This is a genomic window from Blattabacterium cuenoti, from assembly GCF_014251575.1.
Classification (GTDB): domain Bacteria; phylum Bacteroidota; class Bacteroidia; order Flavobacteriales; family Blattabacteriaceae; genus Blattabacterium; species Blattabacterium cuenoti_N.
Genome location: NZ_CP059191.1, coordinates 174570 through 189775, shown reverse-complemented (window position 1 = coordinate 189775; position 15206 = coordinate 174570). Strand labels below are relative to the sequence as shown.

The 15206-nt window shown below is 26.5% G+C and carries 14 protein-coding genes; 7 read left to right on the top strand and 7 right to left on the bottom strand.

All coding sequences use genetic code 11. The annotated features are described in order from the left end of the window. Positions 1–2 precede the first annotated feature (2 nt). Positions 3–428 carry a Holliday junction resolvase RuvX gene (ruvX, locus tag H0H67_RS00880; RefSeq protein WP_185859464.1) on the bottom strand — a complete coding sequence of 142 codons (426 nt, stop codon included), beginning with the start codon at positions 426–428 and terminating at the stop codon, positions 3–5. A gap of 74 nt (positions 429–502) precedes the next feature. Here ruvX and H0H67_RS00875 point away from each other — a divergent pair, with 74 nt between their 5' ends. The 4 genes from H0H67_RS00875 to H0H67_RS00860 are packed head-to-tail and all read left to right on the top strand — an operon-like array spanning position 503 to position 4356. Continuing rightward, positions 503–1327 carry a 2,3,4,5-tetrahydropyridine-2,6-dicarboxylate N-succinyltransferase gene (locus H0H67_RS00875; protein WP_185859463.1) on the top strand — a complete coding sequence of 275 codons (825 nt, stop codon included), beginning with the start codon at positions 503–505 and terminating at the stop codon, positions 1325–1327. Beyond that, the gene (locus H0H67_RS00870; protein ID WP_185859462.1) at positions 1328–1906 is read left to right on the top strand and encodes an L-threonylcarbamoyladenylate synthase; all 579 of its coding nucleotides are present in this window, start codon (positions 1328–1330) and stop codon (positions 1904–1906) included. It abuts the gene before it with no gap. 16 nt (positions 1907–1922) lie between these two features. Then, positions 1923–3341, top strand: coding sequence for a CCA tRNA nucleotidyltransferase (locus H0H67_RS00865; protein ID WP_185859461.1), 1419 nt, complete (start codon positions 1923–1925; stop codon positions 3339–3341). Positions 3342–3348: 7 nt separating this feature from the next. Continuing rightward, positions 3349–4356: a DHH family phosphoesterase gene (locus H0H67_RS00860; RefSeq protein WP_185859460.1), complete on the top strand. Its 1008-nt coding sequence runs from the start codon at positions 3349–3351 to the stop codon at positions 4354–4356. On the opposite strand, the gene H0H67_RS00855 is transcribed toward H0H67_RS00860, so the two are convergent. From H0H67_RS00855 to H0H67_RS00845, 3 genes are read right to left on the bottom strand one after another with little or no spacing between them, the layout of a single operon-like run. Further along, positions 4340–4894, bottom strand: coding sequence for a thioredoxin family protein (locus tag H0H67_RS00855; RefSeq protein WP_185859459.1), 555 nt, complete (start codon positions 4892–4894; stop codon positions 4340–4342). The two genes, H0H67_RS00860 and H0H67_RS00855, sit on opposite strands and share 17 nt — an antisense overlap. An 8-nt stretch (positions 4895–4902) precedes the next feature. Next, positions 4903–5697 carry a zinc ribbon domain-containing protein gene (locus H0H67_RS00850; protein ID WP_185859458.1) on the bottom strand — a complete coding sequence of 265 codons (795 nt, stop codon included), beginning with the start codon at positions 5695–5697 and terminating at the stop codon, positions 4903–4905. Then, entirely contained in the window at positions 5697–6800 is a 1104-nt protein-coding gene (locus H0H67_RS00845; RefSeq protein WP_185859457.1) for a Nif3-like dinuclear metal center hexameric protein, read from the bottom strand. The genes H0H67_RS00850 and H0H67_RS00845 overlap by 1 nt, the downstream gene beginning before the upstream one ends. Positions 6801–6897: 97 nt before the next feature. On the opposite strand from H0H67_RS00845, the gene lipA reads away from it, so the two are divergent. Continuing rightward, the gene (gene lipA / locus H0H67_RS00840) at positions 6898–7752 is read left to right on the top strand and encodes a lipoyl synthase (RefSeq protein ID WP_185859456.1); all 855 of its coding nucleotides are present in this window, start codon (positions 6898–6900) and stop codon (positions 7750–7752) included. 1 nt (position 7753) lies between these two features. On the opposite strand, the gene H0H67_RS00835 is transcribed toward lipA, so the two are convergent. Then, positions 7754–10333: a UvrD-helicase domain-containing protein gene (locus H0H67_RS00835; RefSeq protein ID WP_185859455.1), complete on the bottom strand. Its 2580-nt coding sequence runs from the start codon at positions 10331–10333 to the stop codon at positions 7754–7756. A 144-nt stretch (positions 10334–10477) separates the two neighbouring features. Here H0H67_RS00835 and fbaA point away from each other — a divergent pair, with 144 nt between their 5' ends. Together fbaA and accD are read left to right on the top strand one after the other, a co-directional pair. Beyond that, positions 10478–11545 (top strand): class II fructose-bisphosphate aldolase, encoded by a 1068-nt coding sequence (fbaA, locus tag H0H67_RS00830; protein WP_185859454.1) that lies wholly within the window; start codon positions 10478–10480, stop codon positions 11543–11545. A gap of 4 nt (positions 11546–11549) precedes the next feature. Next, on the top strand, positions 11550–12389 hold the full coding sequence (accD, locus tag H0H67_RS00825) for an acetyl-CoA carboxylase, carboxyltransferase subunit beta (RefSeq protein WP_185859453.1): 840 nt from the start codon (positions 11550–11552) through the stop codon (positions 12387–12389). Positions 12390–12396: 7 nt separating this feature from the next. On the opposite strand, the gene guaA is transcribed toward accD, so the two are convergent. Together guaA and purD are read right to left on the bottom strand one after the other, a co-directional pair. Next, complete coding sequence (gene guaA, locus H0H67_RS00820) at positions 12397–13944, bottom strand: glutamine-hydrolyzing GMP synthase (RefSeq protein WP_185859452.1); 1548 nt, start codon at positions 13942–13944, stop codon at positions 12397–12399. Positions 13945–13969: 25 nt separating this feature from the next. Then, positions 13970–15205 carry a phosphoribosylamine--glycine ligase gene (gene purD, locus H0H67_RS00815; protein ID WP_185859451.1) on the bottom strand — a complete coding sequence of 412 codons (1236 nt, stop codon included), beginning with the start codon at positions 15203–15205 and terminating at the stop codon, positions 13970–13972. Between the last annotated feature and the right edge of the window lies 1 nt (position 15206).

The window sequence follows — 15206 nt, the reverse complement described above, 5'->3', positions numbered from 1 at the left end:
AATTAATTTTTTTTTTCTTTTTTTGCGAGATAAGACTGTAAAATAATAGTGGCACTAATTTGGTTTAAAATTACTTTTTTTCTTCTTTTTTTTTTTTTTAAACCTAATTCTATCATAGTATTAAAAGCCATCTTAGATGTAAAACGTTCGTCTAATCTTTTTATCAAAATTTGAGGATATTTTATACGAAATTTATTTATAAATATTTGAATATCTGTTTCTATTAATGTCTCTTTTTGATTGTTTAATTTTTTTGGCAAACCTATAACTATTTCATCTATTCTTTCATGAGATAAAAAAGATTCTAAAAAATTCATTAATTTTTTAGTTGGAACAGCATCTAATCCAAATGCGAATATTTGTTCATTGTCTGTTATAGATAAACCTGTTATCACTTTTCCATAATCTATTCCCAATATTTTTGCCATTTTTGTAATTGTTATAACAAATATATACTTGTTATCTTATTTTATTTTACTACTTTTGTTTTCAATCAACCTTTATGAAAGTGAACAAACTCAAATTAGAGATAGAAAAAGCTTGGAATCAAAAAAGTTCGTGGATCGATGACGAAAATATCAAGAATATAGTAATTCAGGTTATTGACCATTTAGAAAATGGATTAATTAGAGTCTCTAATTTTTTAAATGGAAAGTGGATAGTCAATGAATGGGTAAAAAGAGCAATTATAATGTATTTCTCTGTTAAAAATATGAATGTCATAGAATTAGGTCCATTAGAATTTTATGATAAAATACCTATAAAAAATAAATTTAAAGAAAAGAGGGTTCGCGTAGTCCCTCATGCTATAGCACGTTATGGTTCATATATATCACCTGGAGTTATTCTTATGCCTTCTTACGTCAATATAGGCGCATATATAGGAGAAGAAACCATGATAGATACATGGGCAACAGTAGGTAGTTGTGCTCAAGTTGGTTGTCGTGTACATATAAGCGGTGGAGTTGGAATAGGAGGAGTCCTAGAACCTTTACAATCTTATCCTGTTATTATTGAGGATGATGTTTTTATTGGATCTAGATGTATTTTGGTAGAAGGAGTTCGGATAGAAAAAGGTGCTGTTTTAGGAGCAAATGTTGTTTTAACCAATTCTACTAAAATTTTTGATGTAACTAATAATCAAGCTATTGAGATAAAAAGAGTTGTTCCTAGATATTCTGTGGTAATTCCAGGATCTTATCCAAAAAAGTTTCCTTCAGGAACATATTATGTTCCATGTGCTATGATTATAGGAAAAAGAAAAGAAAGCACAGATAAAAAAACATCTTTAAATGAAGCGTTAAGAACTCATAATTTAGTGATTTAGATGTCTTTTCACGAAGAAATAGAAAAAAGTGTAGAAATATTAAAAAAAGGAAAAAGTTTATTATATCCTACAGATACTGTGTGGGGGTTGGGTTGTGATGCCTTTAATATTCAGGCTATAAGGAAAATATGTAAAATCAAAAATAGAACTTTTTCTAAGTCTATGATTGTTTTGGTAGAAAAAATGGACCGTTTACGTCAATTGGTAGGAGAGATTACTGATTTTACTAGAAAAATTATTGTTGATAATATTGCAAAAAAAAATAAACCTATCACCATAGTGTATGATCATGTGAATCAAATAGCATCTAATTTATTGAAAAAAGACAATACTTTAGCTGTTCGTTTGACATATGATCCATTTTGTGTTTGTTTAATCAGAAATTTTGATAGACCTATTATTTCTACTTCTGCAAATTTATCAGGATTTTCTACTCCTAAATCTTTTTCTGAAATTAGTCCTTCTATTTTAAAAAGAATAGATTATGCAGTTAATTTTCGTAGGGAAAAAAGAGCTAATTATAGTAGTTCTTCTATTATCAAAATTGTTTCAGATAAGGTAAAAATATTACGTAGTTAGTAAGTAATCAACTAACATGAATTTATCATCTGCTCTTAGTAAAAAAATATTTCGTATCGTAAGCCTTTCTTCTCAGAAAATAAAACAAGATAGTTATGTGGTGGGAGGTTATGTTAGAGATTTTTTGCTGGGGGAAAAAAAATCAGAAGATTTAGATATTTTGACTGTAGGAGAGGGAATTAGATTAGCTAAAGAGGTTTCTAAATATATTAAGCCTTATCCGATAATAAAGATATTTAAACGTTTTGGAACTGCCATGTTAAAATATGATAATCAAAAAATAGAGTTTGTTGGATCCAGAAAAGAATCATATCATTTATCTAGTCGTAACCCTTTTATAGAGTTAGGATCGTTACAAGATGACCAAAATAGAAGAGATTTTACAATCAATGCTTTAGCTATTAGTTTAAACCCTGATAATTATGGAGAATTGATAGATCCATTTGGAGGGTTGTCAGATTTAAAAAAAAAAATATTAAGAACTCCATTAGATTCAGATATTACTTATTCTGACGATCCATTGAGAATGATGCGAGCTATTCGATTTGCGACTCAACTTCAATTTACAATTGAAAAATATTCATTTAAATCTATTCAAAAAAATAAAAACAGAATAAATATTGTTTCTACAGAAAGAATTATAGAAGAATTTAATAAAATTCTATTATCTGAAAAGCCTTCTATAGGATTATTGTTATTATATAAGTCTGGATTATTATCAATTATATTACCAGAATTAACTTTGTTAAAAGGAATAGAAGAAAAAAACGGATGTAAACATAAAGATAATTTTTATCATACTTTGCAAGTAGTGGATAATATCAGCAAAGAAAAAGACAGTTCACTTTGGTTAAGATGGGCTGCATTACTTCACGATATAGGAAAATACTATACCAAAAAATTTTTACCAAAAATAGGTTGGTCTTTTCATGATCATGAATTTATAGGTTCAAAAATGGTTACAAATATATTTCAACGTTTAAAACTTCCAAGAGGGGGGACTATGAAATATGTGAAAAAGATGATTCAATATAGTTATAAACCCATAGCGTTAATAGGAAATAGGACTAGAGATTCTGCTATCCGTAGATTATTATTTGATCTTGGTAAAGATCTAGAAGATTTAATAAAATTGTGTATTGCTGATATTACCACTAATAATATAGAAAAAAGAAAACAATATCAAAAAAATATTTATCTTCTTATGGAAAGGATTAAAAAATTAGAAGAAAGAGATAAAATTAAAAATTGGAAATCACCTATATCAGGAAATGATATCATGAAGGCTTTTCAGATTGATCCATGCAAAAAAATAGGGATTATAAAAAATTTTATTAAAGATTCTATTTTAGAAGGAAAAATATCTAATGAATTTCATTCTGCTTATCTTCTTATGTTAAAAAAAGGAGAAGAATTAGGATTGAAAAAAAAATAATAAATATATGTTGTTTTCTAGTATTGATGGAAAAAATAAAAAAAAAATTGTTTTGTTACCACATAATAATCCGGACGGAGATGCTTTAGGTTCCTCTTTAGCTCTTTTATTTTATTTGAGAAAACTAAGACATGATGTGGATTTAATATCTCCAACAGGATATTCTGAATTTTTTCAATGGCTTCCAGGAACTGATAATATTCTTGTTTTCTCAGAAAAAACTAAATCTTTAGTAAAAAAAAAAATTGTAAATTCTGATTATGTTTTTTTTGTAGATTTTAATAATCTATCAAGAATAAAAAACTTAAGAGAATTTTTTTTATATTCAAAAGCAAAAAAAATACTAATAGATCACCATCCTTTTCCATTTCGCTTCGATTTTATGTTTTCTGATTCAACCGTTTCAGCTACTAGCATTTTGGTTTTCAGGTTTATATCTGAAATGAATCATTTAGACAAAATAGATAAAGAAATAGCCACTTGTTTATATGTTGGTTTAATGACTGATACAGGTTTTTTTCGTTTTCCTTCCGTTACTTCAGAAACTCATTTTATTGCCGGAAAATTAATAGAAAAAGGAATTGATATAGATAATATCTATGATCATTTACAAGAAAAATACAATGAAAATAAATTAAAATTATTATCTAAAGCCTTAAAAAAATTAAAAGTAATAAAAAAATATCGTACAGCTTATACAAGTATCAATGCTTCGGATATGAATTTTTATTCATACAAACAAGGAGATACTGAAGGTATTATTACTTATGGACTAGGTATAAAAGATATTGTTTTTTCTGTTTTCTTTTTTGAAGAAAGAAAAAAATATCCAATTAAAATTTCTTTTCGTTCTAAAGGAAGTTTTGATGTGAATCTGTTTTCCAGAAAGCATTTTGGAGGAGGTGGACATAAAAATGCAGCAGGAGGTATATTAGAAAAAAGTCTATCTGAATCCATTGAATATTTTTTAAATATTATTCCTAATTATCATATAAATCTTATGTCTTCCATTTGATATTACATCCGTAACTTAATTTATAAGTTTGATTTATATTTTTTCCTTTCAAAATATTTTTTAATACATTTCTTACATCAAAACCTGTCACTGGTATTTCATTTCCAGGTCTAGAATCATCTAGTTGACCATGATAATATAAATTTCCTTTTCCGGAAAAGATAAAAAATTCAGGAGTACATTTTGCGCAATAATATTTTGCGACTTCTTGTGTTTCATCGAAAAAATAAGGGAAAGGATAACCTAACTGATAATGTGCTTTTTTCATATTTTCCGGTGAGTCTTCCGGATACTTTTTTGCATCATTAGAATTGATAGCTAAAAATGAAATTCCTTTCGGAATAAAATCGGTAGATAAACGTACTAATTCTGCATTAATATGTTTTACATACGGACAGTGATTACAAATAAACATAATTACAGTTGCTGTATCCGAAAAAAAATCTTTCAAAAATCTCTTCTTTCCTGAAGAAACTTCTAACAAGTTAAAATCTTTTATTTGAATTTTAATTTCACTAGAAGAATAAGTTAGTACCATTTTATTTATTATTTTTTCTTTTTTTTAGAAAAAAGAACAGAATATTTTTTATTTTCTTCCTCAGCTAATTCAGAATCTATTAATATTCTTCCACTGTGTTCATCTATTAAAAGTTTATTTCTTTGTATCAGTTCTGAATATTTTTGAGGTGTGATTGCTAGATAAGAACCCAATGGAGCCCCTCTTTGTACTGGAGCAACAGCCACTCCATTTTTCACTCCATTCCTTATTTTCTTATAGGTTTGTAACAAACGAATATCAATTTTTTTAGAAAAATACAAAGATTTTTCCAAAAGAATTTTTTCTTCTTTATCGTTTTCTAAGAGAATCTTATTCAATTCTTTTTTTTTGTGAAAAATATGTTCTTTTTTATTATTTAAAATATCTTCTTTTTCCCCTAGAATCTCTTCTTTTTTGTGAATTTTTACATTCAATTCTTTGATTCTTTTTTTGGATAACTGAATCTCCAGTTTTTGATAATCAATTTCTTTATCAAGAGAATATAATTCCTTGTGATTTTTTACATTATCTTTTTGTTGATCATATTTTTTAATCAATGTTTCTGAAGATTGAATATTTTTATTTTGTTTATCTATATTTTCTTTTATGGAAAGGATTTCCTCATGAACATTTTCTAAATTTTTTTTCATTTGGTCTAATTCTTCTTCCAAACTTTTTATTTCCATGGGAATATTTTCACGAAATTTTCGTATTTCATCTATACGAGAATCTATTAATTGAAGGTTATATAATGCCCTCAATTTATCTTCTACAGTGATAGTTTCTTGTATTTTATGGCCCATTAATGAATATATTTAACTGGATTAGTATGAACTTCTGACTCATAAATAGAAATAGAAGTAAATTTTTTGTATAAAAAAGATTTTAATAAATTTTTAGTGATTTTTTCGGATTCATAATGACCGACATCTACAATCAATATTCTATTTTCAGATTTAAAAAAATCATGGTATTTTAAATCAGAGGATATAAAAACGTCAGCTTTTTCTTTGATAGCGGTTTCTATTCCAAAACGTCCTGAACCTGTTATCATAGCTACTTTTTTAATTTTTTTTTCTGTAAAATGAGAATGACGAATACAAGGAAAATTCATTTTCTTTTTTAGAAAAAAAAGAAAATCATATTCATTCATCTCTTTCACGAGAGATCCTATAAAACCTATTCCTATATAAGGATTAACATTTTCAATATTGTAAATTTCGTAAGCTATTTCTTCATATGGATGATTTTTAAAAAGAGCATCTTTGATAAGATTTAATTTATGAGAGGGGAAAATAACACCAATACAAGTCTCTTTTTCCATATGAAAAATTTCTTTTTTTCCAGAAAATGGTTTGGTTTTCTTGTTTCCCATATAACTTCCAAATCCATCGAAATTATAACTGCAATGACTATAATTAGAAATATTTCCAGCTCCTACTTCAAATAAAGAATTTCTTACTTTTTCTGCATAATTAACTGGAACATAAGTGATCATTTTTTTTATAGTTTCTTTTTTTGGAATAAGGACTTTTTCTTTATTGATTTTTAACAATTTGGATATATAATCAGAAGTACCTTCCCAGACTAAATCCAAATTAGTGTGAATAACATAAATAGACACATTATTTTTTAATGCAGAAATTATTACCCTTTCTGAAAATGTTTTTCCAGTTATATTTTTTATGGGTTTAAAAATGATAGGATGAAAGGATATTATTAAATTACACTTTTTATTGATAGATTCATAGAAAACTTCCTCAGTAAGATCTAAAGTGATTAGTATATTTATTACTTTTTGATGAAACGATCCTACTATCAATCCAACATTATCATAAGAATCTGCATATTCTATAGGCGCTAGATTTTCTAATTTATCAGCTATATCTCTTACGAATACTTCCATGTTAAAAACATACCTGCATCAACAAATTTATCAAAAAAAATTGATTTTTATAATATTATTGCATAAATAAAGATAAAATAAAAACAAAAAAATAATTATGAATATCATTCGCAAAAAACCAAAGTGGATAAGAGTAAAATTATCAATGAATAAAAATTATCATGAATTACAAAAATTAGTTTCTTTGCATAAATTGAATACGATTTGTCAAAGTGGAAGTTGTCCTAATATAGGAGAATGTTGGGGAAAAGGTGTAGCTACTTTTATGATATTGGGAAATATTTGTACAAGATCTTGTAGATTTTGTGGAGTAAAAACAGGACGTCCTGAAAAAGTGGATTGGAAAGAACCAAATAAAGTAGCAGAGTCTATAAAGATATTGAAAATTAAACATGCCGTATTAACTTCTGTCAATAGAGATGATTTAAAAGATATGGGGTCTTCTATATGGGTAAAAACCATACAAAAAGTACGATATTTAAATCCAAACATAACAATAGAAGCTTTAATCCCTGATTTTAAAGGAGAAAAAAAAATAATAGATAAAATCATTAATGTTAAACCAGAAGTGATTTCTCACAATATGGAAACAGTTTTCAGATTAACAAAAAAAATACGTATTCAAGCTAAATATGATCGTAGTCTTGGATTACTGCAATATATCAAAGAAAAAAATAGAAATATTCGGACAAAAACAGGAATCATGTTAGGATTAGGAGAAACAAAAGAAGAAATAATTGAAACAATGAAAGATATGAGAAAATCTAAAGTAGATATTCTAACAATGGGACAATATTTACAACCTTCTTTAAAACACTATCCTGTTCGTTTTTTCGTTTTTCCAGAACAATTCAAAGAATTGAAAGAAATTGGATTAAAAATGGGATTTAAATATGTAGAAAGTGGTCCATTAGTACGGTCTTCTTATCATGCAGAAAAACATGTGAGATGAATCAATGATTTTTTCCTTTTTTTCCAAAAGAATACTTATATTTTTTGTCATTCCATATTTTCTTTTCACGAAGAAAATTTTTAATGTAAAATGATACGGATTTTTCATTTTCTAGTTTTGAAAACAAGATTAGCTGTTCTATAGAACGGGTAGTAGCTACGTATAATAGATTGATATTATCAAATACAGTATTTGATAGATGATCTTCATAAAAATTACGGATATTTTCATCATGTTTAATACGTTTGAAATATGGTTCTATTTCCAAATAAACAGAATTCAATCCATGATATAAATGAGGACTTACATCCATCCATATTCCTACTTGATTTTTAGAATCAAGATTCCAATCCGTAAAAGGAATAAGAACTACAGGAAATTGTAACCCTTTAGATTTATGAATAGTCATAACACGAATAGCATGTCTATGATCAGAAATAATAATGCTTTCTTTTTCCTTTTTAGATTCCCAGTAATCTAGAAAATCTACAATAGAATTCCCTACACTTTTCATAGATCTATAAACAAAGTCCAAAAAAGAATAGATAGATGCAGTATTCTGTTTATTCAATAATCCAAAAGCTTCAATTATTTCTTCTGATATATTGTATATGGATTTATTGTATAATTTATTTAATGATAATGAATTTTTTGACAGAATTTTTTTTAAAAAGAGATCCAGTGGTAAGAAAATAATTTTCATTATAAAATCATGATATTTTTTTCTAGTACGAATAAATTTGTTTTTTAATAACATAAAAATTAGAGTAACTCTTTTTTGATAATAATGGGGATTAGCAAGAATATAAAAAAAATTTATGATTATTTGTATTTCCAGATGATTTTTTATTAGCAGAGAAACAGAAGTATTTACATTAATCCCATCTTCAACAAGTTTTTCAGATAAAAAATGGCCTTCTTGATTATTTCTAACTAATATCGCAATGTCTGATAAAACATATTTCTGTTCCAATAATTTTTTTATTTTATTTTTTATTTTGAAATAAATATATTCTTTGTAATTTTTATTTTCTAAACTACTAATAAAATTTATTTCTACATATCCTCCAGATTTTTTAAATATCTTTTGTTTGGAATCTTGATATATATTTCGATAAATAGTCGAATGAAAAATTTTAGATATGGATTGATAAAGTAAATTATTAAACTGAACAATTTCTTCATAACTACGAAAATTTGTTTCTAAAGTTTTTAATTCTTTTCTGTAATTTGTTAATTTAGAATGAATTATATTCATAAATTGTTTTGCGTCACCCCCCCTCCATCTATATATAGATTGTTTAGGATCTCCTACTATCATAGCTGATCCATTTTCAGATAATGCATTTTCAACTAAAATTCTAATATTGTTCCATTGTAAAAATGAAATATCTTGAAATTCATCTATAAAATAATGTTTATATTGCATTCCAATTTTTTCATAGATCATTGGAAATGTTCCTTGAGTAATTCTTTCATAAAGAATTTTGTTCAATTCTGCATTTAAAAGAATTTTTTTTTCTTTTTTTATAGAATGAAATTCTTTTTCTACTTCGTGTATTATTGATAGGATACTAATGTTTTTTAAAAATAGTTTATCTAAAAGATAATATGATATATTTTTTTTGTATATAGATTTTGTTTTTTCATATAATGAAAGTATCTTATTTTTATTTTTTTCTATCAATATTTTTTGATTTCTTTGCACAGAACATTTATAAAATACTTTTTTTTGAATATATTTTTCAAGACGTTCATTAAAAGGATTAAAAAATATATTCCTCATCTGTAATTTTTGGAAAAGTCTTGGAAAATCTGAATGAATAAATGAATTTTTTTGAATAGAAGTTTTTTTTAAAAAGAGAAAAAATTTTTCACCTTGTTTTTCGCATTTTTTTTCAAATTTTTTAGTTCTTTTTATCAAAGTATTTTTCAGTTGGATTAAATCTTCTAAAGAATAACTTTTAATTTTTTTTATATAAAAAAAATTGTTTTCTTCCAATATTAGATGAGCTATTTTAAATAGTTCTTTACTTACATCCCAGCTTTTTCCTTTTTTTAATTTTTCTAAAGAAAATTGAACCAAAATATTTGACCATTTTTCTGAATTTTTTAATCTATATAGTAGGTTTTCTACAATTTTCAATAAAAACCTGTTGGTATCCATTTCTAAGTAGACTTCTCGATCTGAAATAAAAGATCTTATAATATTATAAGTGAATTTATCTATTGTACTTGTATTTTTAGAAAAAGAAGAAAAATCATGCAAAATAGCAGATAATATTTTTTTAGAACGTTCATACAATTGATTTTTTGTTAATTTCAAATCTTTTACAAGATGATCAAATAAAGAATAATACTCTTTTTTAACTATTTGATTTGAAAATTCTTTAAGGCATTGTAGAATACGTTTTTTCATTTCTTCAGAAGCTTTTTTAGTAAAAGTCAAAGACAAAACTCTTTTAAATTCATCAGGATAAGGACTTTTTAATAGAACATAAAGGTAGTTTTTTACTAAGAAGAAGGTTTTTCCAGAACCGGCTGAAGCGTTGTATATCTTTAATGTAGATGGAATAAACATAATTTACGAAAAAATTTTTGCATATATTATTATATATAAAATCGTTTAAAAAAAAGAATAGTGAAAACTATTTTGAATTATAACCTAACCTATTAATACTTTTTTTACATTTGTTCATCCTTAAATTAAATAAATTTAAAACACATGTCTAGAAAATTTCCTTTTGGGGTAGCCACTGGTAATCTTGTTAGAGAAATATTCGAATACGCTAAGGAAAACGTTTTTGCTATACCTGCTGTAAATGTTATTGGATCTAATACTGTGAATGCAGTAATGGAAACCGCTGCAGAAGTTAATTCTCCTGTTATTATTCAATTGTCTAATGGAGGATCTATTTTCAATGCTGGAAAGGGATTAAATAATAACAAACAAAAAGCTGCAATCAAAGGAGGAATAGCTTGTGCTATGCATATTCATGAATTAGCCTCATCTTATAAAGCAACAGTCATTCTTCATACAGATCATTGCTCTAAACCTATTCTTCCATGGATAGATGGATTAATCGAAGCTAATGAAGAATATTATAATCGTTTTGGAAAAACTTTGTTCAGCTCACATATGTTAGATCTTTCTCAAGAACCTTTAAAAGAAAACATTAGTATTTGTGAGAAATATTTCGAAAGAATGAATAAAAGCAAGATGACCATTGAAATAGAATTGGGTGTAACGGGAGGGGAAGAAGATGGAATAGATAATTCAAACATAGAAAATAATAAATTATACACTCAACCAAAAGAAGTTAGTTATGCTTATGAGAGATTGATTAAAATTAGCAAAAATTTTATTATAGCTGCTTCTTTCGGAAATGTACACGGTGTTTATAGACCTGGAAATGTAATTCTTCGTCCTGATATATTACAAAAAACACAAGAGTACATACGTAAAAAATTTAGTACAAAAAAAAAACCAGTTTCTTTAGTTTTTCATGGTGGATCAGGATCTTCCAAAAAAGAAATACAACAAGCTATTAGTTATGGAGTTGTTAAAATGAATGTGGACACTGATTTGCAATATGCTTTCACTTGTGGAATTCGTAATTATATGAAAAAAAATGAGGAATATTTAAAAAAGCAAATAGGAAATCCGGAAGGAAAACATCTTCCAAATAAAAAATATTATGATCCTAGAGTTTGGTTAAGAGAAGGAGAAAAATCTTTTAAAACTCTTCTAAAAAAATATTTTGAATTCATGAATAATATTAATACTTTATAAAACCATGGCTTGGTTTTTGAGAAAAAAAAAGAATATTTTAACGTCTATAGACGATAGAAAAGATTTACCGAAAGGTCTATGGTACAGAACACCTAGCGGAAAAGTTATAGATACAGAAGCCTTAAAAAAGAATGCTTATGTAAGTCCAGAAGACGGATATCATGTAAGAATTCATAGCAAAGAATATTTTGAAATTCTTTTTGATAATGGTGATTTTTTGGAAATGAATATAAAAATGATTAGTAAAGATCCTATAAAATGGAAAGATTATAAAAAATATACAGAGAGAATTCAAGAGGCTAGAAAAAAAACAAATTTATATGACGCTATTAGAACAGGAGTAGGAAAAATAAAAGGAATTGATGTGGTGATATCTTGTATGGATTTTTCATTCATAGGAGGATCTATGGGGTCCGTAGTAGGAGAAAAAATATCTAGAGCGATAACATGTTGTATAGAAAAAAAATATCCATACATCTTAATCTCTAAATCTGGTGGAGCAAGAATCATGGAATCTTCTTTTTCATTAATGCAAATGGCTAAAACAATTGCTAAGTTAACTCAATTACGGGATGCTAGAATTCCTTACATATCTGTTTTAACAGATCCAACTACAGGAGGTGTTACTGCTTCTTACGCTTTACTTGGAGATATCAATATAGCTGAACCAGGAGCTCTTATTGGATTTGCTGGTCCTAGAGTAATCAAGGAAACAATTGGAAAAGATCTTCCAGATGGATTTCAAACAGCAGAGTTTCTCATGGATCATGGATTTATAGATTTGATCTCTTCTAGAACTGAATTAAAGAAAAATATATACAACTTAGTTTCTATGATGATGTAAAAAAAATTCATTCCCATTCAATAGTAGACGGAGGTTTAGAGGTTATATCATATACCATTCTATTAATTCCATCAACTTCATTAATTATTCTATTTGAAACTTTTTCTAAAAAATCGTAAGACAAATGTGAAAAAGTAGCAGTCATGAAATCCTCTGTTTTTATGACACGTAATACAGCTGCATATTCATAAGTTCGTTTATCTCCCATTACTCCTACAGATTTAACAGGTAATAAAATGATAAAAGCCTGACTAACAGAATTGTAAATATTATAGATTTTTAATTCTTGCATAAGAATACTTTCTGCTTCTTTTAAAATGGAAATCTTTTTTTCATTTATTTCTCCAATAATTCGAATGCTTAATCCAGGTCCAGGAAATGGATGACGATATAAAATTTCCTCTGGAAGTCCTAGTTCTTGTCCTATTTTTCTGACTTCATCTTTAAATAATTCTTTTAATGGTTCAATGAGTTTAAACTTCATGAATTTTGGATCAGGTAATCCTCCTACATTATGATGAGATTTTATAGAATAACTTAATTTTTTTTTCTTTGAAGAAGATTCAATAATATCCGAATAAATAGTACCTTGTGCTAAAAATTCAACATTTTTGATTTTTTCTGATTCTTTATGGAACACAGAAATAAATTCTTCCCCTATAATTTTCCTTTTCATTTCAGGATCGATAACACCAATTAATCTAGATAAAAAACGATTTTTAGCATCTATTATTTTAATAGGTAAATTCATTTTTTGACATAAAAGAGATATTCTTTCTTTTTCTTTTTTTAGAAGTAATCCTGTATCTACAAAAATACAATTCAAAGAATTTCCAATAGCTTGATGAATGATATAAGCGGTCACAAAAGAATCTACTCCTCCAGAAAAACCTAATACCACTTTTCTTTTGTCTACACGTTTTTTTATTTTATCTATTGCATCTTTTATAAAATTGTTCAAATTCCAATTAGGAGTACACTTACAAATATTCAAAACGAAATTTTTCAATATAGATATTCCGAATTCTGTATTTTTTACTTCTGGATGAAATTGGACAGCATAAATCTCTTTATTGATATGACTAAAAGCTGCAATAGCACAAGATGAAGTATGTCCGATAATTTGAAATTTTTTTGAAATATTTTTTACTTCATCAAAATGACTCATCCAAACAATGGATTTTTTTGGTATTCCATAAAATAAATTGTTATTGGAATGATCTATAATGAAGTAGGACTTTCCATATTCTTTAAATTTAGATTTTTCGATCTCTCCTCCAAAAAGAAAAGAAATAAGTTGCATTCCATAACAAATTCCAAGTATAGGAATATCTAATTGAAAGACATTTTTAGAAATTAATGGAGAACCATTATCATAAACAGAAAAAGGTCCTCCTGATAAAATAATTCCCTTAGGTTTTTTTGATAAAATATGGGATATGGAAGTATCATAATCACATAATAAAATATCTACTCCTAGATTTCGAATTCTTCTTGCAATCATATGACTATATTGAGAGCCAAAATCTAATATGCAGATAAAGTCTTTTTTCATTTTGATATTTTTTTATATTGATCTTTTATAAACCAATGTCTTTTCGGAAATACAAATTTTCGAATTGTATTTTTTTCACTTTATCGTAAGCTTTTTTTCTAGCTTCTTGAATCGTATTTCCTAATCCTACCATATTTAGAACGCGTCCACTTGATGTAATCCAATTTCCTTGTTCTTTTTTTGCTCCAGCAATATAAAAAGGTTCTTGTAATGAGTTTAATCCTATTATTATTTTTCCACTTTTGTATTTTTCCGGATATCCTCTAGAAGATAAAACAACACAACAAGAACATAATTTTTTCCAAGAAATAGATACTTTTTCACGAAAAAAATAAGATTGAATAACATCTAAAAAGTTACTTTTCATTAATGGAAATAAAGTTTGAGCTTCAGGATCTCCGATACGAGTATTATATTCTAATAAATAAACTTTATTAGAAGTGATCATTAATCCAAAATATAGAAATCCAAAAAAAGTTAATTTTTCTGAAATTAATCCTTCTAAAGTAGGCTCTAATATATTTTTTTGAAAATCTATCCAAATAGAATTCGTCATATATGGATTCGGAACAATAGCACCCATTCCCCCTGTGTTCATTCCTGTTTCATTTTCTCCAACTTTTTTATAATCTAGAGCAGATAAAAAAGGAATAATATGTTTTCCATTGAAAACAGATATAATAGATGCCTCTTTTCCTTGCAAAAATTCTTCTATGATAATTTTATTTCCAGATTTTCCAAATTTTTTTTCTATCATAATAGTTTTTAAAGCTTTTTCAGCTTCATTTTTATTATGAGCTAAAATAACTCCTTTTCCTGCAGCTATTCCATTTGTTTTAATTGCAACAGAACCAATACATTGATCTAAAGAATTGATAGCCTTTTCATAGCAAGAAAAAATGTCATATTTAGGAGTTCTAATTCCATATTTTTTCATAAAGGATTTAGCAAAAATACGATTTCCTTCAAGTTTAGCTGCTAAATGATGCGGTCCTATTATTTTTAATCCAAGATTTTGAAAAACATCCACAATTCCTTCTATCAGTAAAATTTCGGATCCTACAATAGTTATATCTACTGCATTTTTTTTAGCGAAAACACCTAATTCTAATAGAGTGTGGTGACTTTCAATATTTTTTCCTATTATTCCAGTCCCTCCATTTCCAGGGTAAAAATAAAGATTTACAGAATGATTATCTTCTAATAATTTTTTTCCAATAGCATGCTCACGTCCACCACCTCCAATAATTAAAATTTTCATC

Bases quoted from the DNA above. Each gene is read 5' to 3' on its own strand.
- fbaA (WP_185859454.1), top strand. From the start codon at position 10,478: ATGTCTAGAAAATTTCCTTTTGGGGTAGCCACTGGTAATCTTGTTAGA.
- guaA (WP_185859452.1), bottom strand. From the start codon at position 13,944: ATGAAAAAAGACTTTATCTGCATATTAGATTTTGGCTCTCAATATAGT.
- ruvX (WP_185859464.1), bottom strand. From the start codon at position 428: ATGGCAAAAATATTGGGAATAGATTATGGAAAAGTGATAACAGGTTTA.
- H0H67_RS00845 (WP_185859457.1), bottom strand. From the start codon at position 6,800: ATGGAAGTATTCGTAAGAGATATAGCTGATAAATTAGAAAATCTAGCG.
- H0H67_RS00855 (WP_185859459.1), bottom strand. From the start codon at position 4,894: ATGGTACTAACTTATTCTTCTAGTGAAATTAAAATTCAAATAAAAGAT.
- H0H67_RS00865 (WP_185859461.1), top strand. From the start codon at position 1,923: ATGAATTTATCATCTGCTCTTAGTAAAAAAATATTTCGTATCGTAAGC.
- H0H67_RS00870 (WP_185859462.1), top strand. From the start codon at position 1,328: ATGTCTTTTCACGAAGAAATAGAAAAAAGTGTAGAAATATTAAAAAAA.
- H0H67_RS00875 (WP_185859463.1), top strand. From the start codon at position 503: ATGAAAGTGAACAAACTCAAATTAGAGATAGAAAAAGCTTGGAATCAA.
- H0H67_RS00850 (WP_185859458.1), bottom strand. From the start codon at position 5,697: ATGGGCCATAAAATACAAGAAACTATCACTGTAGAAGATAAATTGAGG.
- H0H67_RS00860 (WP_185859460.1), top strand. From the start codon at position 3,349: ATGTTGTTTTCTAGTATTGATGGAAAAAATAAAAAAAAAATTGTTTTG.
- H0H67_RS00835 (WP_185859455.1), bottom strand. From the start codon at position 10,333: ATGTTTATTCCATCTACATTAAAGATATACAACGCTTCAGCCGGTTCT.
- purD (WP_185859451.1), bottom strand. From the start codon at position 15,205: ATGAAAATTTTAATTATTGGAGGTGGTGGACGTGAGCATGCTATTGGA.
- lipA (WP_185859456.1), top strand. From the start codon at position 6,898: ATGAATATCATTCGCAAAAAACCAAAGTGGATAAGAGTAAAATTATCA.
- accD (WP_185859453.1), top strand. From the start codon at position 11,550: ATGGCTTGGTTTTTGAGAAAAAAAAAGAATATTTTAACGTCTATAGAC.